The following is a 22,850-nucleotide window of genomic DNA, read 5'->3' on the forward strand; positions in this document are numbered from 1 at the left end:
ACGCGATAGTTTTATAATAAAAATATCCGTTATTTTTTATTGAGGGAGCAGATGGTTTATGTTAGGAACGATTGTAAATACCTGCACTATTTTAACAGGAAGCTTTGTGGGCAGCTTTTTAAGCCGCGGCATCAGCGAAAAATATAAAACAGCGCTGTTTGACGCTTTGGGGCTGGCAACGGTCGGGCTTGGCGCCAACGCCGTTGTGCATAACCTGCCCAACAGCGAATACCCGGTGCTTTTTATTGCAAGCCTTGCCATTGGCACTATTATCGGCACGCGGCTTGATATTTGCGGGCGTTTTAACGCGCTGCTTGCGCACTGCAAGGGCGGCGGCAAGCTGGCGGAAGGGCTTTCTACGGCGATACTTCTGTTCTGCATCGGCACGCTTTCCATTTTAGGGCCTATCGAAAGCCGCCTTAACGGCAACAATACTTACCTTTTTACTAATGCAACGCTTGATTTGGTATCTTCCATGATTTTTGCCTCTACTTACGGCTTTGGCATTGCCATTGCGGCAGCGGTGCTGTTTTGCTGGCAGGGCAGTATTTATCTGTTTGCCGGTGTTATTGTGCCGTATTTAACACCGGGCATGATGACGGAAATCTCGCTTTTGGGCGGCATTTTCCTGCTGAGCAGCGGCGTGGGCATTTTGCAGCTGCGCGACTGCAAAACCTTAAATATGCTGCCTTCGCTTTTAGTGCCGCCGCTGTGGTTTACTATTTTAAGTTTTTTACAGTAATTTTAACAGAAAAATATACTATAATGTTACACTGTGTTGACGAATTAACCGTAAATGTTTATAATTAGTATCATAATATTTGATATTTAATGAAAGGTGTTGTTTGAAGTGAGTACTACATACAGTGTTTATTTACCTAATTACAGCGTTGGGCCGGATTGCTACGAAGCAATTCCGTCCGTAACGGCAAGATATGGCAAAAAGGTTGTTATTATCGGCGGCAAAACCGCGCTGAGCAAAGCCCAGGATGCAATTCTTGCAGCTGTAAAAGGGCACCTTGATGTTACGGCTGTACTTTGGTACGGCGGCAACTCTACCTATGAAAATGTTGATATGCTGATGAATACCAAAGAAGTTCAGGAAGCCGATATGGTATTTGCCGTTGGCGGCGGCCGTGCTGTTGACTGCTGCAAAACCATGGCAGACAAAATGGGCAAACCCGTTTTCACTTTCCCGACCATTGCTTCCAACTGCGCTGCCTGCACAGCTATCTGCGTTATGTATAAACAGGATGGCAGCCTCGCCGGTTACTATTATCCGAAACACTGTGCAGAACATACTTTTATCAATACCAAGATTATTGCCGAAGCACCGGAAAAACTTTTGTGGGCCGGCATTGGTGACGCACTCAGCAAAGAATGCGAGGTTCTGATTGCCACCGAAGGCAAAAAACTTTTAAACACCCCGCTGCTGGGCCGCGCTCTGGCTGGTGCCTGCACTTCGCCGCTGTTTGAATACGGCAAACAGGCTTTGGCAGACTGCAAAAACAATGTTGTTTCCGAAGCAATTCAGGAAGTTGCGCTGGATATCATCATGAGCACCGGCATTGTTTCCAACCTTACCACCACCGAAAACGATTACTACTATAATTCTTCGCTGGGACACTGCTTCTACAACGCTTACACCGGCCTTGCCTGCGCAGAACGCCATATGCACGGCGAAGTGGTTTCCTTCGGTGTAATTGTGCTGTTAACCTGCGACAAGCAGTTTGAACTGCGCGATAAGATTGCAAAATTCAATAAGGAACTGGGCCTGCCTGTAACCTTAAAAGAACTGGAAGTTGACGAAGCCGGCCTTGAAAAAATCCTTGACCGCGCACCGGCAATTCTCGAATGGAAAAAGACTCCGTATGAAATGACCCGCGAAAAATTCAAACAGGCCATTTTGGATGCCGACGCTTACGGCAAAACCCTCTAATAACATACAAAACAAAAAATCCGCCTTTACGGGCGGATTTTTTTATGCCTTGGCAGACTTTGCTGCTTTGTATTTTGTTTTTAAAGTGCCAGCCAGTTTACTTTATGCCCCTGCTGTGTAAGCATGAGCGCCAAATCTGCGCCGTTAAGCCAGATGGTGGCGGTGTTTGTTAAAAGCGGCACGCCGATAAGGCTTTCTTTAAAGGCTGCGTCAATAATAACCGGCACGCGGCCTTCTGAGTCATTTAACGCGCCAAGCGGCGTAACGGAACCGGGCGGCAGGTTCAGCATGGCGTCCAGTTCTTCCGCGGCAGCGAAGGTTAAGCGGCGGCTGCCTAGCTGTGCACGCAGAGCCTTTAAATCCAGCTTTTTGTCCTTCGGCAAAGTTACCAGCCAAAAGTTCTGGTGTTTGTCATCGCACAAAAACAGGGTGCGGGCAATCGCTTCCGGGTGCGGCAGCTTTAAGGCTTCGCCTTCTTCCACGGTGTAAATGGGCTGGTGTTCAGTAACTTCAAAGGCAATGCCTGCCGCATTCAGCAGGCTGATAATTTCACTTCTTGCTGCAGCCATCAGATATGCCAGTTTTCAAAGTAGTTAATCTGCATGGCGGCGCGTACATCGTGCAGGGTTTCGGCTGCCGCTGCGCGCGCGGTTTCACTGCCTTGTTTTAAAATCATTTTTACTTCGTCAAGGCGCTGTTCCCACATATGGCGGCGTTCGCGGATGGGGGCAAGCTCTGCCTGCATTACGTTGTTGAGGAATTTTTTAACTTTTACGTCGCCCAGGCCGCCGCGCTGGTAATGCGCTTTCAGTTCGTCAAGATTTGCGTATTCCGGCAGAAATTCCGCAAAATGTTCAGGGCGGGAGAAAGCGTCCAGATAGATAAATACCGGGTTGCCTTCAACCTTGCCGGGGTCTTCCACGCGTACATGGTTCGGGTCGGTAAACATCGACATAATTTTCTTTTTAATAACGTCCGCTTCGTCGCTGAGGTAAATGCAGTTGCCCAGCGATTTGCTCATTTTGGCCTTGCCGTCAATGCCGGGTAGGCGCAGGCAGGCTTTGTTGCTCGGCAAGATGATTTCCGGTTCGGTTAATGTTTCGCCGTAAACGCTGTTAAACTTGTTAACAATTTCCTTGCACTGCTCCAGCATCGGCAGCTGGTCTTCGCCGACAGGCACTGCCGTTGCGCGGAAGGCAGTAATATCGGCCGCCTGGCTGATGGGGTATACAAAAAAGCCTACGGGAATGCTGGCTTCGAAATTGCGCATTTTAATTTCGGTTTTAACGGTCGGGTTGCGCTGCACGCGCGATACGGTTACAAGGTTCATATAATATGCGGTGAGCTCTGTAAGCTGCGGCACGGCAGACTGGATAAAAATGGTGGATTTTTCCGGGTCAATGCCGCAGGCAAGGTAATCAAGAGCCACTTCCAGCACGTTCTCGCGCACTTTTTCGGGGTGCTCGGCGTTATCGGTCAGCGCCTGAGCGTCGGCAATCATAATAAATACCTTGTCAAACTGGCCGGAGTTTTGCAGTTCCACACGTTCTTTTAAAGAACCGGCGTAATGCCCAACGTGGAGCCTGCCGGTCGGGCGGTCGCCCGTTAAAATAATTTTCTGCATTTTCTTACCTCACAATCAAATAATATCGTAAAATCCGCCCTGGCGGAGATATAACTAATTTATATTATAACACAAATTTTGCTGTGTTAAAACAAAGCATATCTGCGCCGCAGCGCGATTTTAGTTTTTAAATTCTTTTTGCTTGACGGTACAGTGAAAGAGTGGTATGCTTTAGTTACAAAAGCGATGAGTGGTTGGTCATTCTGCCACGCAAACAAAAAACCGGGAGCGGCAACTCCCGGTTTTTTAATTTAGGCTGGCTGTGAGCATTACAGTAAACCGTCCAGCCATTTGCAAATGTAATACGATGTTACAGCTGCCATGACGGCTACCAAAAAAGCGATGAATGGTTTGTTCATCATTCTGTCACCTCCTTCCTACTGGAAAGAGTCACAGCGTTAAATATTATAGCAGAGTTTAATGTTTTGGAAAAGAATAAAATTAAGAAAAAAGCTGCAAAGCAAGTATATGCTTTGCAGCTTTTTGTGTCTTACAATCCTGCCTGTTCTACGCCGCTGAAAAGGTAGCCTAAATGCGTAGTGCTGTTTAAAAGTACGGCGCGCCATACGCCTTCATTATATTCCAGCACGTTAATGCAGGCGTTATCCTGCTTGATGTGCCAGAAATGGCTCATATCAAGCCCCAGCAAGTCGCAGATAATGGCTTTGTTGACGGCGTCGTGCGCGGCAACAAGAATTGTTTGGCCTTCGTATTTTTCTGCGTATTCGTCAAAAGCGGCACGGGCGCGCTTGCGTACGTCTTCCAGATTTTCGCCGCCCGGCATCTGCACTTTGTGCGGCTCAGTATGCCACTTTTTAAATTCTTCGGGGTAATGCGCCTGTATTTCACAGGCCAGTTCGCCTTCCCACGCACCGTGGTTAATTTCCGTAAGGCGCTTGTCGCTGTGTACCGGCAAATGGTGTAAATCGGCGCAGGCCTTGCAAGTTAAAAACGAACGTTTTAAAGGGCTTGAAATACATAAATCAAGATGTACGTTTTTTAACCCTTGCGCCAAAAGCCCTGCCTGTGCAAAGCCTTTTTCGCTCAGGCGGGTGTCTTCCTGCCCCTGGTAGCGTCCCTGTAAATTCCAGTTGGTCTCTCCGTGGCGTATTAAAATAATGCGTACCATATTATCCCTCACAGTTTATAAGTTTCACATCGATAATGCCTTCTATGCCGCGCAGCTTCAGCATAATATCGTTAGGAATGTCACCGCTGGTGGCAATGGCCATTAAGTTGGTGCCTTCAATGGCGGTGCTGCCTACCTGCATGCCGTTGATGTTGATGCCTGCGCTGCCGAGCACGGTGGCAATCTGCCCAATCATGTTGGGTTTGTCAAGGTGCGGAGCAAGCAGCAGGTAGCCTTCGGGCTTAAAGTCCAGACGGAAGCGGTCAATCTGCACAATTTTGGCTTCTTTGCCTGCAAACAGGGTGCCGGTAAGCGTGTGCTCGCCTTTTTCGGTGGCAATTTTTACATTAATGGCGGTGCTGAAGTAGCCCGTGCGGTGCGATTTTACGTCGCGCACCTGCAAGTGGCGTTTTTTGGCAATGCCCGGCGCGTTTACAAAGTTAACGCTGTCCTGCAGAATCGGGTTCAAAAGGCCTTTTAAAAAGGCGGTGGTCAGCGCTTGCGTTTCCGTTGCTGCAAGCTCGCCGGTGTATTCCAGTTCCACGGCTTTAATCGGCCCTTCGGCCAGATAAATGCCAATGGTGCCGAGGCGTTCTGCCAGTTTGAAGTACGGAGCGATAACGCTGGCAACGCTTTTGGGGATGGGAGCCATGTTGACGGCGGTCATAACGGGGCGGCCTTCCAGCGCGTCGATAACGCCGTAAGCAACGTCCACGGCGACGCCAATCTGCGCTTCAATGGTGCTGGCGCCAAGGTGCGGGGTCTGTACAACCTGCGGCATGCCGATAAAGGGGTTGTTTTCCGGCGTCAGCGGTTCTTCGGGGTATACATCAATGGCGGCACCGGCTACTTTACCGCTCTTTAAGGCTGCGGCAAGGGCTTCGGTATCCACGCAGCCGCCGCGGGCACAGTTTACAATGCGCACGCCGTCTTTCATTTTGGCAATGGCTTCGGCGTTTATAATATTGTGAGTTTCTTTCGTCAGCGGTGTGTGAATGGTGATATAGTCGGATTTGGCCAGCAGTTCTTCAAACGGAACAAGCTCCACGCCAACCTGCTGCGCGCGTTCTTCGGTAATATACGGGTCGTAGCCGATGGTGGTCATTTCCATGGCCTGCATGCGCAGGGCAACGCGGCTGCCGATACGCCCAACGCCGATGATGCCGAGCGTTTTGCCCTGTACCTGAATGCCGTCAAAGCTCTTTCTGTCCCATTTGCCGGCCTGAATGGAAGCGTGCGCCTGCGGAATGTGGCGCGTCATGGCCATCATCATGGCAACGGTGTGTTCGGTGGCGGCAATGGTGTTGCCTTCCGGAGCGTTAAGCACTACAATGCCGCGTGCCGTCGCTGCGGGAATGTCGATATTATCAACACCGACGCCTGCGCGGCCGATAACCTTTAAGTTTTTGGCGGCGTCGATAACCTGTTTGGTAACCTGCGTCTGGCTGCGGGTAACAAGCCCGTCATATTCGCCTATGCACGCCAGAAGTTCTTCCGTGGGCATATTGGTTTTTACATCTACATCAAAATGTTCGCGCAGCAGGGCCACGCCTTTTTCGCTTACGTCATCGCTTACAAGTATTCTCATCATTCATTCCTCCGTTTATTCGTGTTTTGCCTGGTATTCTTTCATAAAATCCGCAAGGGCGCGGCAGGCTTCGGGCGTTACGGCGTTGTAGGCCGATACGCGGCAGCCGCCTACAAGACGGTGCCCGCCAATGCCTATGAACCCGCGTTTTTTGCCTTCGGCGATAAAGTCTTTTTCCAGTTCCTGCGTGGGCAGGTTAAAGGTAATGTTCATCAGGCTGCGGCTGGTTTTTTCGGCGTGGCCGCGGTAAAAACCACGGCTGGCGTCGATAACGTCATAAATAAGCTGTGCCTTTTCGCGGTTGCGTGCGGCAATGGCATTTACTCCGCCCTGCGCCTTAATCCAGTGCAGGGTTTTGTTAACCATGTAAATGGCAAATACCGGCGGCGTGTTGTACAGCGAATCGTTATCCGCGTAGTTTTGGTAGCTCAGCATCGGCGGCAAATCCGCGCGGGCGGTTTCTAAAAATGCCTTTTTAACAATTACGATTACTACTCCGGCAGGGCCGAGGTTTTTCTGCGCCCCGGCATAAATAAGGCTGAACTTTTTTACATCTACCGGGCGGGAAAGGATGTCGCTCGACATATCGCAGATAACCGGAACGTTGACATCGGGGAAGTCCTGCCATTCCGTACCGTAAATGGTGTTGTTGGCGGTTATGTGCAGGTATGAGGTATCCGGTTTAAGCTCCAGCCTTTGTGGAATGTAGCTGTGGTTTTTATCTGCGCTTGTGCATGCTTCGTAGGCTTCGCCAAAGCGTTTGGCTTCTGCCATGGCTTTTTTGGCCCATACGCCGGTGTTGGCATAGGCAGCATGCTTGTTGGTAAAAAAGTTGGCTGCCGTCATTAAAAACTGTAAGCTGCCGCCGCCCTGTATAAATAAAATTTCGTAATCCTCGGGAATTTCCATCAGCTCGCGCAAAAGCGCTTTGGTTTCCGCGTGCATGGCGGCGTATTCCGGGCTGCGGTGGCTCATTTCAATAATGCTCATGCCGGTGTTTTTATAGTTTAAAAATTCTGCCTGGGCTTCCTGCAAAACTTCCAGCGGCATGGCCGAAGGCCCGGCGTTAAAGTTGTAAACTCTGTCCATAATATCCCTCCAAAATAAAAATAGAGAAGCCGTCCTTGGGACGAGCTTCTCTTTCTCGTGGTGCCACCCAAATTCAGCGCGCAGGCAAACGGCAAAGTGCTGGTAAAAAATAAAACCCCCATCCCACATGGGACGAGAGTTACCCGCGTTGCCACCCAAATTGCCTTACGGCCATCTTTAGTAACGCTGTATCGGGCGCTGCCCGGCGGATTCGTCACCCGCATCTCCGGAGCGGAACTTGCTGCACGCTGCTGCCGCCTCGCATCTTCCGGCGGCTTTCTGAAAGCATTGTTGCTGCTTTTTCTCCATCATCGTGTTGCTGTTATTAATTTATAGGGCTATTATAGCAGGTTTGGGGGGCTTGTCAACAAAATAACGGCAAAAAATAAAATTTAAAATAAAACGCGGCAAATCTGTAACGCAGTTTACAAAATTCAAGCCGCCGGATTAATAAGGCAGGCTTATAAATCAACTAAACTTATTTAATTAATAAGCGTAACTTATAAATAAGCGCGGGCAACAAAAAAGCCCGGCTGTAAATGCCGGGCGGGTGAAGTTTGTCATTATTTTGTTTCTGCGCTTTCAAGCTGCGGTGCTGCTGCGTCTTCAAGGCCGCCTACGTTGCCGCGCAGTACGGCGCCGGTTTCAACGGTGAGCTTTTCACAGCGCACGTCGCCGGTAATAACGCTGCTGGCAAGCACTTCCAGCGTGCCCTTGGCAACAATGTTGCCTTCAATTTTGCCTGCAACCGTTACATTGGCGCCAAAAATATTGGCTTTAATATTGCCGGTTTCACCAACAACAACATCGCTTTCCGAAAATACAATGCCGCTGAAGGTGCCGTCGATACGGATAGAACCCTGCGCGGTAATGTTGCCGGTAATCTGCGTGCTTTTGCCGATATAGGCTTCAAAATTATCTACCGCCACTTTAGGCAGGGCGGAATTTGTTTTTGCATTATTATTGTTTGAAGAACCAAACATTGTCTTGCTCCTTTAAAACTATCTGATTAATTTAAGCGGGTCGGAATCCTGCCCGTTAATGATAACTTCGTAATGCAGGTGCGGGCCGGTGCTGTAACCGCTGCTGCCCACATAACCGATAACGTCGCCTTTTTCCACATACTGGCCGGAAGAAACTTCAATGGACGACATATGCCCGTAAGCAGTTTCGTAGCCGTAGCCGTGGCTGATTTTTACATAACGGCCGTAACCGCTGTACCAGCCTGCGTATTCCACATAACCGGTTGCGCCTGCGTAAACCGGCGCACCGTAGTCGTTGCCGATATCAATGCCGGGGTGGTAATCGTAACCTGTGCCGCTGAACGGGTTGGCTCTGCCGCCGAAGCGGGAAGTAATTTCACCGCCGGCCGTAGGCCAGATGTCCGGAGTAGCGTCTAGCTTTGCATTGCGTTCATGAAGCTGTGCCAGCAAATCTCCGAGCACTGCTTTTTTCTGCTGCATTTCGGTTTGCAGGTTTTTAGCCTGGGCTGCGGTAACATCAATCATTTTAATGTCCGCCGGGGCGGAAGGGCCGCCTTTGCCCATGTACTGGCTGCGGTCAATGCCGCCGCGGGAAGGCTGCTGGCTTACATTATTGCCAAGGGCTTTGCGCACTTCGTTTTCCAGTGCGGAAAGCTCAGCCATGTCCTTCTGCATTTTTTCGTTTTCTTTCTGCAGTTCGGCCAGCTTCTGGTCCTGCGCTGCTTTATCGTTGCGGTAAGCTATAAGTTCGTTCTGTTCCTGGTGTGCCTGGTAAACAACCATGGAAGATTTTGCTGCAATGCCAATGCCTGCCAGAAGCAGGATGCCGCAGAAAATGCCGATTTTTTTCAGCAGGCTTGCGCGGAAGCTGAAGCTTTTCGGTTCTTTGCCGCGGTGGGGAATGAACATAATTGTATATTCGTTATCGACTTTACGCTGCTGTCGTTTTAACGGTTCCATGCATAAACTACTCCTAACTGATAAAACTTTATTCTGTCCGCTTTTACACAAGTACTATTATATTTTCTCACAAATTGCCTTAAAAAACAACCGGAAAGCCGTAAAAAAATGTGAAATCTTGCTAATTTAACATAATTTGCTGCTAAAACAGCATAAATTGCCGTTATGTAGGCTGTGAGGGCATAATAGTTTACACGGTGAAGAACTAACGGCGATAGTTATAAAATATATATAAACAGTTAATTAATATACATTTTTTATCAGTAAGGGCAGCGCTGCTCTCTTTTTTTATTTTGTGCATGAAGGGGTGTAGTTTACTGCTTGCGGCACTATCTCTGCTTGGAGATAGTGCCTGTTTTGCGCGGGCATTTTAGGTACTACTGCTTACGTACGGTAGTACTTAGGGAACAAGGTATAATTATAATAATAAACCTGCGGTTTATTGGGAACAAGGTAAGAACGTAATACGGCAAAGAAAAGATAAAGAGAAAAAACAGGAAAAAAGAGAAAAGAAAAGAAACTCACCCATATAAACGGCAAAACGAGTACAAAAATTAACCATGCGCAAAAAAATTAAGCAAAAATTTCCGGCAGCGGCAAAAAATAAATTTTGCGCGCAGGTAAATTTTTAAGGCATAAAATCCGTTTATATGGGTGTAAGGGGTTTGCAAAATAAAAAACCGCTGCCGTAAAAAGCAGCGGTTAGTGTTTAAATATCAGGCATGAGCCTGAAAGTTAGAAAGTTACAGGTTTGCCGTAGTATGCGCAGGTTAAAACCTTAAGCATGGCTTCGTCGTCAATTGGGCGCGGGTTGGCAAGGGTGCAGGGGTCAAGCACAGCATTATGTGCTATTGCTTCTGCATGTTCTTTAAACAGTTCTTCGCTTACGCCGTTAGCCTGATAGGTCTGCTCAATGCCAAGTTCTTTGTTTAATGCGCAGATGGCTTTAACAAGCGAATCGGTAAGCTGCTTGTCGGTGCCGCCGGGCAGGCCCAGGTAGCGTGCAACTGCTGCATAGCGGTTCATGCATACGCGGGAGTTGTACTGGATAACGGACGGTAAAAGAATTGCGTTGCAGCAGCCGTGCGGAATGTGGAATACTGCGCCGGTTTTGTGCGCCAGGCTGTGGGCAATGCCCAAAAGCGCGTTGCTGAACGCCATGCCTGCGAGGCATTGGGCAATGTGCATTTTGCCGCGTGCTTCTTTGTCGCCGTGGTAGCTGTCAAGAAGGCTGTCGAAAATATCGCCGATGGCTTTCAGTGCCAGAGCATCCGAAAAATCGCTGCGCGCAGTGGCAACATAGGCTTCCAGTGCGTGGGTTAAAGCGTCCATGCCGGTATGTGCGGTAAGCTTGGGCGGCATGGTCAGCGGTATGTCGGTATCAAGCACGGCAATATCCGGGGTAATTTCAAAATCTGCCAGCGGATATTTAATGCCGCTGGAGTAATCGGTAATAACCGAAAAGGCAGTTACTTCCGAAGCCGTGCCGCTGGTGGACGGAATGGCTACGAAAATTGCCTTGTTGCGCAGCTTGGGCATGGTGAACGGTGTTTTAATATCCTCGAAGGTTTTATCGGGGTGTTCGTAAAATACCCACATGGCTTTGGCTGCGTCGATAGGCGAGCCGCCGCCGATAGCAACGATAACGTCCGGCTCAAATTCGCGCATGGCCTGTGCGCCTTTCATAACTGTTTCTATGGAAGGATCGGGTTCGATGCCTTCAAATAAAGCGGTTTCCAGTCCGGCAGCTTTCAAAACCTCCTCGGTTTTCTGCAAAAAGCCGCCGCGGCGCATGGAACTGCCGCCGGTGAAAATCATGGCTTTTTTGTGGCCTGCCAAAACCTTCAATTCATCAAGGGCGCCCGGCCCATAGTAAATATCGCGTGGTAAAGTAAAGCGTGACATGTAATCGCCTCCTGTTTTCTTAACTGCCTTTATTATAACACATAATGGTTAGCTTTAGTTGACTTTTCTGTGAAAAATTAAAAATTATTATTAAATAAATTTATAAACTAATTTTGAAAATTAACATAAAACGGTAGAGTATTGCACCGATTTACTGTATAATAGAAATATTAACAGTAAAGGAAGTGATTTTTTGGCAACACAAATGCAGCTTGCCCGAAAAGGCATTATTACCGAAGCAATGAAGCAGGTGGCGGCCTACGAAGGCGTAACGGAAGAATTTATCCGCAAGGGCGTGGCCGAAGGCACTATTGCCATACCGCTTAATATAAACCATAAAAACGTAACCCCGCGCGGCGTGGGGCAGGGGCTGAGCGTTAAGGTCAACGCCAATATCGGCACCTCCAGCAGCTATCCCGACCCGGAGCCTGAGCTTGAAAAGCTGGCGGCAGCGATTGCAGCGGGCGCCGACAGCGTAATGGATTTATCTACCGGCGACAATATCGACGCTTCGCGCAGGGCCATTATCGGCGCCAGCACGGTTATGGTGGGCACGGTGCCTATTTACCAGGCGACGGTGGAAACCATTAAAAAACGCGGCGCTGTTGTGGAAATGACGAAAGAAGATTTGTTTGAAGTTATTCGCCAGCAGGCGGCAGACGGCGCAGACTTTATGACGATACATTGCGGCATTAACAAAAACGTGCTTGACATGCTGACCGGCGAAGGGCGTGTGATGGATGTTGTAAGCCGCGGCGGCAGCTTTATTACCGGCTGGATGCTGCATAACGGCAAAGAAAACCCGCTGTACGAATACTATGACGAAATTTTGGACATCTGCGCCGAGTATGACGTTACCATTAGTTTGGGCGATGGTTTGCGCCCCGGCTGCCTGGCCGACGCAAGCGACCGTGCGCAATTGCAGGAGCTTTTGAACCTTGGCGAATTGACGCAGCGCGCGTGGGCCAAAGGCGTGCAGGTAATGGTGGAAGGGCCGGGACACGTGCCTTACAACCAGATTGCCGCCAATATGCAGCTGCAGAAACGCGTGTGCCACGGTGCGCCTTTTTATGTGCTGGGGCCTCTCGTTACAGACGTTGCGCCGGGGTATGACCATATTACCTCCGCTATCGGCGGTACGCTGGCTGCCATGAGCGGCGCGGACTTTTTGTGCTATGTAACACCTGCCGAGCATTTGGGCCTGCCCGATATTAACGACGTGCGCGAAGGCGTAATTGCAGCGCGTATTGCAGGGCATGCGGCCGATGTTGCCAAAGGTTTGCCCAAAGCCGTAGAGTGGGATTTGGAAATGGCAAAAGCGCGCAAAAACCTGGACTGGAAAAAACAGATTGAACTTGCCATTGACCCGGTTAAAGCGCAGGCTTACCGTGATAAAAAGAACAAAGCCGACGACGAAGCCTGCTCAATGTGCGGCGATTACTGTGCCGTAAAAATTGTCGGCGAATACCTTGATAAATGCAAAGGATGCAGAAAATAATACGGCAAAAACCGTATTGTTGCAGGCCTTATCTATTTGCTTTTTAAATTAAGCCGTGCTATAATGAAAGCACGAAATGGGATTGATGTTGTTCACTTAGGCACACATCAAAAGAAAAACCCGGGAGCTGCAACTCCCGGGTTTTTTATATAATTTTTAAGCTGTTTATTTTTTATAGGTTTCGTGCGGCTGCAATAAATCGTTATTGCTGAACGCACTGACAGGCTTTAACGGCTGCGGTGCTTCGGTATCAGCCTTCAGGCGTTTGCTGTACCAGCATACATCCAGCCAGCGGCCGTGCTTAAACCCGGCAAGTTTGTGCGTACCGGCATCTTCAAAGCCCATGCGCTTATGAAAGTTTAAACTGTTTTGGTTAATTGCCGTTATGCAGGCGTAGACGTTATAGTAACCAAGCTTTTCTAAAATATCAAGCAGCGCGGCATACAGGCACTCGCCGATATTTTGCCCGCAAAAGGCAGCATCCACATAAACGGACAGGTCTACCGTGTAATCATACGCCACGCGCTCGTTATAGGCGGAAGCGTAAGCGTAGCCGAGAACTTTGCCTTCGCGCTCGTACACAAGGTACGGGTAGCGGCTGCTGATGGCTTCAACGCGTGCGGCAAATTCTTCCGGTGTCGGTACTTCGTATTCAAACGAGATAACGGTATCCGTAATATACGGCGCGTAGATTTCTAAAATGCGTGCGGCGTCCTGAGAACGGACGAAACGGATTAAATCTTTCATTTCTGGTTCCTGTCTTTTAAAATACGGCGCAGAATGGCAAACATAACTTCGGCAGCGTCATCCTGCATTTTAAAGGAAAGGCTCTGCCCGTCATTCTGGTGCGCTTCTATAATATTGGTAGAAAGGTCGGCCGTTTTTAAATCGTCCAGACGGATTTGCTTGGCCAGTTTTTTGCTTAAATAAATAATGCGGCTGTTGGTTAAGAATAAATACCCGGCGTCGATAATTACGGCGGTTTCTTCCATAACCTGCGGGTGCTCGATATGTTCACCCTTAAAGGAGATGGTTTCGTCGATGCGCAGCTTGCGTGTCAGCTGGTAGTAATTGTCCTCTTTGGCAACAGTTTTAACTTCGCACAAAGCGGCCTGACCTGCTGCGTGGCAAATTTCGCCGTCCTCCAGCGGAAAGTCTACCTTAACATTGCCCAAAGGCGCGTTTTCGGCGTTCCACAAATAGCGGTATTTGGTTAAAGCGTTGTCGATATTGGCTTTAAATTCGTAGGGAATATCCAGTTTGGCGCACATATCGCGCAGCTGCTGCTCGTCTTCAGGCGTAAAGCGTTTGGCGTCGGCAATGCGGTCAAATTCGCCGTTAAAGTAATCGTTAAAAACCTGCTTGCGAAAGTCAAAGCCGTCTTCGTAGTCATATCCGAACAGCTCGTTAATGGCGGCGATGTTAAGGTTTTCCCCGCCGGTTACAAGTCCGCGGCAGCGCGAAAAATAGGCGGATTTTTTCGCGCCGTTATCGGCAAGGCGGCACAGGTTTTCGGGAATTTCCAAAATTTCCGCCATATGGGCACGGTCATTTAAAATGGGGTCATCCTTGCTCTGCGCGCTTGAAAAAGCGTTGTCGGCAACCTTGCGGTAAATGGCGCTGCGCTGGTCCATATTGGTGTCGCTGAATTTGCAGCCCCACTTTTTAAAAATGGCGGCGGCTGCGTCCTTTGTCAGTTCCTGCGCGCTTTTGGCTTCGGTTAAAATATTATTTATTTCTGCAAAGGCGTTCTGCTGGGGCTTGGAGCCAAACAGCCTGCCCATAAAACCCTGTTCTTCCAGTTCCTGCTTTTTAAATCCTTTCACGGTCACACATCCTTATTAATGTAATAAATTAATTATACAATATCCGCGGGTATGCCGCAATAAGCGGTTTAAAACGCGGAGTTTACACAAATGTCACAACTAATATTTAGGATATGTTAAAATGTTAATATAGGATATTATCGTGCGGAGATGATATAGATGAATATTTTTGAGGACCGCGGCGGCGGCAAACTGCACTGGAAGCTTAATTTGTATGTTTTATGGGTGTGCGTGTTTTTTACCTGTGCAAGCTATACCATGTGCGTGCCGTTTTTGCCGGTATATCTTTTGCAGCATTTGGGCGTAGCCCAGGCTGATGTCAATTCGTGGACGGGCCTTATTTATTCCGTTACCTTTTTTACGGCGGCCATTATGGCGCCTTACTGGGGTGCCCATGCCGACCGTATCGGCCAGCGCTTAATGGCAATACGTGCGGGGTTCGGCCTTGCCGTAACCTATGCCTTGATGGGCATGTGCCAGAGCCCGGAACAGCTTTTTGGCGTGCGCCTTTTGGCAGGCCTTGTAAGCGGCTTTGTGCCGGCGTCGCTGTCGCTGGTTTCTTCAACCCTGCCTGCCGTTAAAATGGGCTGGGGCATGGGGCTTATGCAGACGGCTGTTGCCTCCGGCAGCATCCTCGGGCCGATGCTCGGCGGTTATGTAAGCGCCTGGTTCGGCATGCGCATGTCGTTTTATATCGCGGCGGGCGCGCTGTTTGTTGCAACCATTATGGTTATTGCCTTTGTGCGCGATGTGGAGCACGAAAAGGGCGAAGGCAAAGTTATTCATATCTGGGCGGATTTAAAGGCATCACTGCAAAATAAAGGGCTGCTGTTTGTAATGAGCATGTTCTTTTTGGTGCAGGTATGCGTAATGATTGTGCAGCCGTTGATTACCATGTACGTATCGTACCTGTTGGGCGGCGTTGTTAACGACGACGTTGTTAAAACTGCCGGCATTATCTTCTCGTTGGCGGGCATTGCCGGTATTATCGCCGGGCCGTACTGGGGCAGCCGCGGGCAGAAGCGCGGTTATACCAAAACGCTGTTTATGGTGTTTATCTGCGCGGGCGCAATAAATATGTGCCAGTTCTTTGTGCACAACATCTGGCAGTATGCGGCGGTAACCTTTATTTACGGCCTGTTCCTCGCAGGGGCGGTGCCTAACATTAACGCCCGCCTGGTTGAAGTTACCGACCCTTCCGTGCGCGGCAAGGCCTTTGGGCTTGTAACCAGCGCGCAGCAGTTCGGCGGCGTGGTTGGCCCGCTTTTAGGCGGCTTTTTAGGCGGCTTTTTGCCGACGCGCCTGATACTTGTTTTAACGGGCGTAATTTTGGTATGCGCCGGTGTTTACACTTATTTAACCAAAGTGCGCGGCGTTCCGCAGAAGGCCTGAATGCAGGACTTTAGCAAATTTAAACATACAAACTGTTAAAAACTGAACAGTTTGTGAAAGCTTTAAAATTAAGGGGGCAAAACCCCTGATTTAGCTTGACAAATTTTGTATACAATATACAATAAAGTTGTAAGCAGCATAAAAGGGGGAATTTTACAATGCTTATTAAAAAATTTGAAGGCAATTCGCCGAAAATTGACCCGAAGGCTTTTGTAGCCGAAACCGCAGTAGTTATCGGCAAAGCAGAACTTAAAGAATACAGCAGCGTATGGTATAACGTAACCATCCGCGGCGATGTTAATGAAATTAAAGTTGGCAGATATACCAATGTTCAGGATAACAGCGTGCTGCACGTTTCCGACAGCCATGCCTGCATTCTGGGCGACTATGTAACCGTAGGCCACTGCGCACTTCTGCATGCCTGCACGGTTGAAGACCATGTGCTTATCGGTATGCACTCCACCGTTTTGGACGGTGCTGTTATCGGCAAAGGCTCCATTGTGGCAGCCGGCGCGGTTGTAACCAAAAACACTATCGTTCCGCCGTACTCCCTGGTAGCAGGCGTACCGGCCAAAGTTATTAAAAAACTGCCGGAAAACACCGACGCAACCCACGCACAGGCCGTTAAATACGAAAACCTGTGGACCCGCCGTTACAACGAACTTCCCGATGGCGGCGGCGAAGAATACCATGGCGAAAAAATTGTATAATTAATTTACAGCTTAAAAGGTGCGGTTTTTGCCGTGCCTTTTTTGTTTAACAAAGGCTGTTGTATACACTGCCTTTAAATTTACAAACCCTTGTAAATAGTGTATACTAATTATATATGCACTTTGCATATCCTCACATAATTCAGCAGTTATAACGATGAGAAAGAAGGGAACCACATGACAAAAATGAAAACCATGGACGGTAATACCGCTGCGGCTTATATATCCTATGCGTTTACCGACGTGGCAGCTATTTACCCCATTACACCGTCTTCGCCTATGGCGGAAGTTGTTGATGAATGGGCGGCCCAGGGCAAGAAAAACCTGTTCGGGCAGACTGTAAAGGTTCAGGAAATGCAGTCCGAGGCAGGCGCTTCCGGCGCTGTACACGGTTCTTTGCAGGGCGGTGCCCTTACTACCACTTATACAGCTTCTCAGGGCCTTCTTTTAATGATTCCTAATATGTATAAAATGGCCGGTGAACTTTTGCCGGCAGTGTTCCATGTATCCGCACGTGCGCTGGCAACCAGCAGCCTTTCCATTTTCGGCGACCATCAGGACGTTATGGCAGCACGCCAGACCGGTTTTGCCCTGCTTGCCGAAGGCAGCGTACAGGAAGTTATGGACCTTGGCGGCGTGGCACATTTATCGGCAATTAAAGGACGCGTGCCGTTTTTGAATTTCTTTGACGGTTTCCGTACCTCGCATGAAATTCAGAAAATTGAACTGATGGATTACGATAAGCTGGCAGGGCTTCTGGATTGGGAGGCTTTGGCAGAGTTCCGCAAACGCGCACTGAACCCTGATAACCCTGTTATCCGCGGTACGGCGCAGAACCCGGATATTTACTTCCAGACCCGCGAAGCAGTTAACAGCTATTACACCGCGCTGCCGGAAATTGTTGAAAACTACATGAACGAAATCAACAAAATTACCGGCCGCAACTATGGCCTGTTTAACTACTACGGCGCACCGGATGCCGAAAACATCATTATTACCATGGGCAGCGCCTGCGAAACCATTCAGACCGTTGCCGAAAAACTGAATGCCGAAGGCAAAAAGGTTGGCTTACTCGCCGTTCACCTGTACCGTCCGTTCAGCGTTAAGCATTTTATGGCGGCAATTCCGGAAACTGTTAAACGCATTGCCGTGCTTGACCGCACCAAAGAGCCTGGCGCATTCGGCGAACCGCTGTACATGGATGTGCGCGGCGCGTTCTATGATGCAGGCCGCAATCCGCTGATTATCGGCGGCCGCTACGGCCTTGGCAGCAAGGATTTGACCCCGACCGACATTCTGGCGGTTTACGAAAACCTTGAAGCCGAAAACCCGAAAAACAACTTTACCATCAGCATTGTTGACGACGTTACCAATACTTCCCTGGCAGCCAGCCACGAAATTGACGTTACCGGCGAAGGCACCAAGAGCTGCAAGTTCTGGGGCCTTGGCAGCGACGGTACCGTTGGCGCCAACAAGAGCGCAATTAAAATTATCGGCGATTACACCGATATGTACGCTCAGGGCTATTTCTCCTACGATTCCAAAAAATCCGGCGGCATTACCGTTTCGCACCTGCGTTTCGGCAAAGAGCCCATCCGAGCTCCGTACCTTATCAACGCTGCGGATTTTGTAGCCGTACACAACCAGTCCTACGTTGATAAATACGACGTTACCGCAGGACTGAAAAAAGGCGGCACCTTCCTTCTTAACTGCAACTGGAGCGCAGAAGAACTGGAAAAACATCTGCCCGGGCAGATTAAACGCTATATTGCCAAAAACGATATTAACTTCTATATTATTGACGCTGTAAAAATTGCACAGCAAATCGGCCTCGGCGGACGCATTAACATGATTATGCAGTCGGCGTTCTTTAAACTGGCCGACATTATTCCGCTGGAGGATGCTGTTAAATACCTGAAGGAAGCGGTTGAACACAGCTACGGCCTGAAGGGCAAGGACGTTGTTGACATGAACAACGCCGCTATCGACATGGGCGTTAACGCCGTTGTAAAAGTTGACGTTCCCGCAGCATGGGCTGACGCTGCCGATACCGAAGCAGCTGCAAAATCCGGCAATGATTTTATCGACAACATTCTTGTGCCGATGAACCGCATGGAAGGCGACAAACTGCCTGTAAGCGCGTTTAAAGACCACGAGGACGGCACTTTCCCGAGCGGCACCGCTGCTTACGAAAAACGCGGCATTGCCATCAACGTTCCGGAATGGCAGATGGAAAAATGCATTCAGTGCAACCAGTGCGCGTTTGTATGCCCGCACGCTGTTATCCGCCCCGTGCTGATGACCGAAGAAGAAGCTGCGAACGCTCCGGAAGGCATGCTCAGCAAGGATGCTATCGGCGCTAAAGGCTTAAAATTCCATATGGCAGTATCTCCTCTGGACTGCACCGGCTGCGGCAACTGCGCTCAGGTTTGCCCGGCTAAGGAAAAAGCCCTGGTAATGAAACCTTTGGAAACCCAGCTTGCTAAAACCGAAAACTGGGATTACGCAATGAAGAAAGTTGCGCCAAAACCGAACCCGATGAATAAAAACACCGTTAAAGGCGTGCAGTTTGAACAGCCGCTGTTTGAGTTCAGCGGTGCGTGCGCAGGCTGCGGCGAAACCCCGTATGCCAAACTTGTTACCCAGCTTGTTGGCGACCGCATGATGATTGCCAACGCAACGGGCTGCTCCTCCATCTGGGGCGCAAGCGCACCTTCCATGCCATACTGCAAAAATGCGGCAGGCCACGGCCCGAGCTGGGCAAACAGCCTGTTTGAAGACAACGCCGAATACGGACTTGGCATGTACCTGGGCGTAAAACATACCCGCGAACGTGTGGCTGACCGCGTAAAAGAAGCGCTGAACCTGCCCGTAAGCGAAGAACTGAAAGCAGCAATGCAGAACTGGCTTGACAATATGAACGTAAGCGACGGCACCCGCGAACGTGCCGAAGCGCTGAAAGCGGCACTGGCTGCCGAAAACAGCGATAATGAACTCTTAAAAGAAATTGCAGGGCTCGGCCAGTACTTTGTAAAACGCAGTCACTGGATTTTCGGCGGCGACGGCTGGGCTTACGATATCGGCTACGGCGGACTTGACCATGTTCTTGCCAGCGGCGAAAACATTAACGTAATGGTATTTGATACCGAAGTATATTCCAACACCGGCGGCCAGTCCTCCAAGGCTACACCGGCTGCGGCTATTGCCAAATTTGCGGCCAGCGGCAAACGCACCCGCAAAAAAGACCTCGGCATGATGGCCATGAGCTACGGCTATGTTTATGTAGCGCAAATTGCCATGGGTGCGGATAAGAACCAAACCCTTAAAGCCATTGCCGAAGCAGAGGCTTACGATGGCCCGTCCCTGATTATTGCTTATTCGCCGTGCATTAACCACGGTTTGAAGGCAGGCATGGGCAAGAGCCAGCTGGAAGCAAAACACGCTGTTGAATGCGGTTACTGGGCTAACTACCGTTACAACCCGGAACTTAAAGAACAGGGCAAGAATCCGTTCATTCTCGACAGCAAGGAGCCTACTGGCAACTTCCGCGAATTCTTAATGGGCGAAGTACGTTACTCCGCACTCTTAAAACAATTCCCGGACCAGGCAGAAGCATTGTTTGAAAAAACAGAGCATGACGCCAAAGAACGCCTTGCAACCTATAAACGCCTTGCAGGCAAGGAATAAAAAGGCTGCAATTAAAAAACGCATAAACTAAAATAAAAAACGCCGTGCTTTGTGCATGGCGTTTTTTGCTTGCGCGTTTAGGGGTTAGTTTTGGCTTTTAAGCGCTTCCTCCAGCGCAAGGGCAAGCTGGTCGGGGCAGCTGGTTGGCTTATTGCCGCACTTAATGCCCTTTAAGCGGCGGATAACTTCTTCTGCCGGCATGCCGGCTACAAGCTGCGAAATGCCTGCGGTATTGCCGGGGCAGCCGTTAATAAACTGCGCGTATTTTACAATGCCGTTTTCTACCTCCACGTCAATGGCTATGGAGCAGGTTCCGCGGGTTTTATATAACAAAATAAAGCCTCCTTTAAAATTACTGCAACACAATTATACAGCAATTTTGGCTGACTGCAAAGAAACTGCACCGGCGTTTTTGCATAAAGTTCACTTTTGCGGGCAGGATTTTACAGGTAAAAATGGAAATAAGCATAATATGGATTAGTTTACGCTAAATGATGTGTTGAGTTAAAAGGAGTTTATATGATTATTGGTATCGGCTGCGATTTGGCAGAGGTAAGCCGCATAAAAAGGGCGCTGGGCATGAAGGGCTTTGCCGCGCGCGTGTTTACTCAGCGCGAGCAGGATTACTGCATGGCGCGCGGAGTGCAGGCATACGCCAGCTTTGCCGCACGTTTTGCCGCCAAGGAGGCTTTTGTAAAAGCTGTTGGCACGGGGCTGCGCGGCGGGCGGCTGACCGAAATAGAGGTTATAAACGACGCGCTTGGCAGGCCGCAGCTTGTTTTATACGGTTATTTTAAAGATTATGCCAAAGGGCTTGGCACAGAAAAAATACATTTAACATTAAGCCATACCAAAGAGCTGGCAATGGCGCAGGTAATTCTGGAGGGATAATAAATGAAACTTGTATATGCGCATGAAATGGGCGCGCTTGATAAAAAAGCGGCGGAGGAGTTTTATCTGCCGACGGCTGTTTTAATGGAAAACGCCGGGCGTGCGGCGGCAGAAACCGCGGCGGAACTTTTGGGCGGCGATGTATACGCCAAAAGCGTTGTTGTGTTTGCCGGTAAGGGCAACAACGGCGGCGATGGACTGGTGGCGGCACGCTGGCTCAGTGCCGGGGGCGCGCGCGTAAAAATCTTTCTGGCTTCGCCCGCGGCTGAGTTTACCGGCGCGGTAGGCGTGCAGCTGAAAATATGTGCTAAAAGCGGCCTTGCCGTTACGGAGCTGAAAGAAGAATGTGACTGGAACGTGGCGGAAATTGCTGCCGCCCATGCGGATTTAATGATTGACGCGCTGCTTGGCACCGGCTTTAAGGGTGAGCTTGGCGGCAATTACAAGCGTGCCTGCTGCTTGATGAACGGTGCGCGTGCTGATGTGCTGGCGGTGGATATTCCGAGCGGCGCACAGGCCGATACCGGCGAAGCGGACGAAAACGCGGTGCAGGCAGCGGCAACCGTAACCATGCAGCTGCCTAAGCCCGGGCTTTATTTATACCCGGCGGCGGAACTTGCGGGCAAGGTTGTTGTTGCGCCGATTGGCATGCCGGAGGCTTTAACGGAGCAGGCGGAAGGGCATAAATACCTTTTGGATTCGGAAATTGTGCGCGATTTTCTGCCCATACGCAGCGGCAACTGCCATAAGGGTGAAGCGGGCCGCGTAACGGTGGCGGCAGGTTCGCCGGGCTACGCTGGCGCGGCCGCGCTGTGCGCGCAGGCTGCCGTTAAGGCAGGTGCGGGGCTGGTAAGCCTTTACACGCCGCTGTGTTCGCGCGAGGTACTGGCGGTTAAGCTTACGGAAGTAATGGTAAAAGGGCTTATTGAACGTATGCCGGGCGTGCTGGGCGGCGGCGCCGCTGCCGAAGTGCTGGACGCAGCATCAAAATCGGACGTTTTGGCAATCGGCCCTGGGCTTGGCACCAGCGAAGCAACCGGCGAGGTAATTTTAAACATTCTGGAAAATTACGAAGGCACGGCGGTTATCGACGCCGACGCACTGACGGCGTTAAGCCGCAAAACCGAAATTCTGCCGCAGCTTAAATGTACCAAAATACTTACGCCGCACCCGGGCGAAATGGCGCGTTTGTGCGGTTTAAGTGCCGCCGAAGTTGATGCGCGCCGCATTGAACTTGCGGAAAAATACGCCGCAGAATGGAACTGCGTGCTGGTGCTGAAGGGCGCACCGACGGTTATCGGCTGCCCGGACGGCACGGTGTATGTTAACACCACGGGTACGCCTGCCATGGCAACTGGCGGCTGCGGTGATGTGCTTACGGGCATTATTGCCGGGCTGTGCGCGCAGGGCATAGAAGCGGAAGCTGCTGCCGCGTGCGGTGTGTACCTGCACGGGCTGGCGGGTGAGCTTGCAGCAGACGGCTGCATAGGCCTTGCTGCCGGTGAACTGGCGGCCTTTGTGCCGGAAGCACGCCGTATGGCGGAAAACGGCGAAATTTAAGTGAAATTTGCCTTGGCAAACTGCGCTTTTGTTTACAGAACTTTATAAAAATGATAAAATTATTTAGTT

Annotated in this window: 20 protein-coding genes; 8 read left to right on the plus strand and 12 right to left on the minus strand. The window is 50.0% G+C overall.

All coding sequences use genetic code 11. The features are described 5' to 3' along the window. Positions 1–58 precede the first annotated feature (58 nt). Positions 59–742, plus strand: coding sequence for a DUF554 domain-containing protein (locus M3079_RS05985; protein ID WP_249077942.1), 684 nt, complete (start codon positions 59–61; stop codon positions 740–742). A 108-nt stretch (positions 743–850) separates the two neighbouring features. After that, positions 851–1,939, plus strand: coding sequence for an iron-containing alcohol dehydrogenase family protein (locus tag M3079_RS05990; protein ID WP_249077944.1), 1,089 nt, complete (start codon positions 851–853; stop codon positions 1,937–1,939). An 80-nt stretch (positions 1,940–2,019) separates the two neighbouring features. Here the strand turns inward: M3079_RS05990 and M3079_RS05995 are convergent, their stop codons facing one another. From M3079_RS05995 to M3079_RS06030, 9 genes are all read right to left on the minus strand, one after another. Further along, the gene (locus M3079_RS05995; RefSeq protein WP_249077946.1) at positions 2,020–2,508 is read right to left on the minus strand and encodes a prolyl-tRNA synthetase associated domain-containing protein; all 489 of its coding nucleotides are present in this window, start codon (positions 2,506–2,508) and stop codon (positions 2,020–2,022) included. Further along, positions 2,508–3,563 carry a tryptophan--tRNA ligase gene (trpS, locus tag M3079_RS06000; RefSeq protein ID WP_249077948.1) on the minus strand — a complete coding sequence of 352 codons (1,056 nt, stop codon included), beginning with the start codon at positions 3,561–3,563 and terminating at the stop codon, positions 2,508–2,510. Before trpS ends, M3079_RS05995 begins: the two co-directional genes overlap by 1 nt. 490 nt (positions 3,564–4,053) lie before the next feature. Then, positions 4,054–4,692, minus strand: a complete 639-nt coding sequence (locus M3079_RS06005) for a histidine phosphatase family protein (RefSeq protein WP_249077950.1) — start codon at positions 4,690–4,692, stop codon at positions 4,054–4,056. 1 nt (position 4,693) lies between these two features. Then, the gene (gene serA, locus M3079_RS06010) at positions 4,694–6,280 is read right to left on the minus strand and encodes a phosphoglycerate dehydrogenase (protein ID WP_349293354.1); all 1,587 of its coding nucleotides are present in this window, start codon (positions 6,278–6,280) and stop codon (positions 4,694–4,696) included. A 15-nt stretch (positions 6,281–6,295) separates the two neighbouring features. Continuing rightward, entirely contained in the window at positions 6,296–7,369 is a 1,074-nt protein-coding gene (gene serC / locus M3079_RS06015) for a 3-phosphoserine/phosphohydroxythreonine transaminase (protein WP_249077953.1), read from the minus strand. A 177-nt stretch (positions 7,370–7,546) separates the two neighbouring features. Next, positions 7,547–7,681, minus strand: coding sequence for a hypothetical protein (locus tag M3079_RS09410; protein ID WP_283162449.1), 135 nt, complete (start codon positions 7,679–7,681; stop codon positions 7,547–7,549). Positions 7,682–7,932: 251 nt separating this feature from the next. After that, the gene (locus M3079_RS06020; protein ID WP_249077956.1) at positions 7,933–8,352 is read right to left on the minus strand and encodes a polymer-forming cytoskeletal protein; all 420 of its coding nucleotides are present in this window, start codon (positions 8,350–8,352) and stop codon (positions 7,933–7,935) included. A gap of 18 nt (positions 8,353–8,370) precedes the next feature. Then, positions 8,371–9,312 (minus strand): M23 family metallopeptidase, encoded by a 942-nt coding sequence (locus M3079_RS06025; RefSeq protein WP_249077957.1) that lies wholly within the window; start codon positions 9,310–9,312, stop codon positions 8,371–8,373. 735 nt (positions 9,313–10,047) lie between these two features. Beyond that, complete coding sequence (locus M3079_RS06030) at positions 10,048–11,217, minus strand: iron-containing alcohol dehydrogenase (RefSeq protein WP_249077960.1); 1,170 nt, start codon at positions 11,215–11,217, stop codon at positions 10,048–10,050. 193 nt (positions 11,218–11,410) lie between these two features. Between M3079_RS06030 and thiC the strand changes: the two genes are divergently transcribed. Next, on the plus strand, positions 11,411–12,715 hold the full coding sequence (thiC, locus tag M3079_RS06035) for a phosphomethylpyrimidine synthase ThiC (RefSeq protein WP_249077961.1): 1,305 nt from the start codon (positions 11,411–11,413) through the stop codon (positions 12,713–12,715). A gap of 165 nt (positions 12,716–12,880) precedes the next feature. Here the strand turns inward: thiC and M3079_RS06040 are convergent, their stop codons facing one another. Both M3079_RS06040 and M3079_RS06045 read right to left on the minus strand, forming a co-directional pair. Next, a complete protein-coding gene (locus M3079_RS06040) occupies positions 12,881–13,462 on the minus strand; it encodes a GNAT family N-acetyltransferase (RefSeq protein ID WP_249077963.1) in 582 nt (193 codons plus the stop codon). Continuing rightward, positions 13,459–14,541 (minus strand): hypothetical protein, encoded by a 1,083-nt coding sequence (locus tag M3079_RS06045; RefSeq protein ID WP_249077964.1) that lies wholly within the window; start codon positions 14,539–14,541, stop codon positions 13,459–13,461. Before M3079_RS06045 ends, M3079_RS06040 begins: the two co-directional genes overlap by 4 nt. 159 nt (positions 14,542–14,700) lie before the next feature. On the opposite strand from M3079_RS06045, the gene M3079_RS06050 reads away from it, so the two are divergent. The 3 genes from M3079_RS06050 (at position 14,701) to nifJ (ending at position 20,330) form a co-directional block, all read left to right on the plus strand. Beyond that, positions 14,701–15,933 carry an MFS transporter gene (locus tag M3079_RS06050; RefSeq protein ID WP_249077966.1) on the plus strand — a complete coding sequence of 411 codons (1,233 nt, stop codon included), beginning with the start codon at positions 14,701–14,703 and terminating at the stop codon, positions 15,931–15,933. A gap of 158 nt (positions 15,934–16,091) precedes the next feature. After that, entirely contained in the window at positions 16,092–16,643 is a 552-nt protein-coding gene (locus tag M3079_RS06055; protein WP_021715333.1) for a gamma carbonic anhydrase family protein, read from the plus strand. 177 nt (positions 16,644–16,820) lie between these two features. Continuing rightward, positions 16,821–20,330: a pyruvate:ferredoxin (flavodoxin) oxidoreductase gene (gene nifJ / locus M3079_RS06060; protein WP_249077967.1), complete on the plus strand. Its 3,510-nt coding sequence runs from the start codon at positions 16,821–16,823 to the stop codon at positions 20,328–20,330. Between the two features lie 84 nt (positions 20,331–20,414). Here nifJ and M3079_RS06065 read toward each other — a convergent pair whose 3' ends face one another. Further along, the gene (locus M3079_RS06065; RefSeq protein ID WP_249077969.1) at positions 20,415–20,663 is read right to left on the minus strand and encodes a TIGR03905 family TSCPD domain-containing protein; all 249 of its coding nucleotides are present in this window, start codon (positions 20,661–20,663) and stop codon (positions 20,415–20,417) included. A 186-nt stretch (positions 20,664–20,849) separates the two neighbouring features. Here M3079_RS06065 and acpS point away from each other — a divergent pair, with 186 nt between their 5' ends. Continuing rightward, a complete protein-coding gene (acpS, locus tag M3079_RS06070) occupies positions 20,850–21,221 on the plus strand; it encodes a holo-ACP synthase (RefSeq protein WP_021715338.1) in 372 nt (123 codons plus the stop codon). A gap of 3 nt (positions 21,222–21,224) precedes the next feature. Next, entirely contained in the window at positions 21,225–22,781 is a 1,557-nt protein-coding gene (locus M3079_RS06075) for an NAD(P)H-hydrate dehydratase (protein ID WP_249077971.1), read from the plus strand. Positions 22,782–22,850: the final 69 nt, after the last annotated feature.

Origin of the sequence: Phascolarctobacterium sp. ET69 (assembly GCF_023336935.1) — a bacterium.
In the GTDB taxonomy this organism is placed as follows: Bacteria; Bacillota; Negativicutes; order Acidaminococcales; family Acidaminococcaceae; genus Fusicatenibacter_A; species Fusicatenibacter_A intestinipullorum.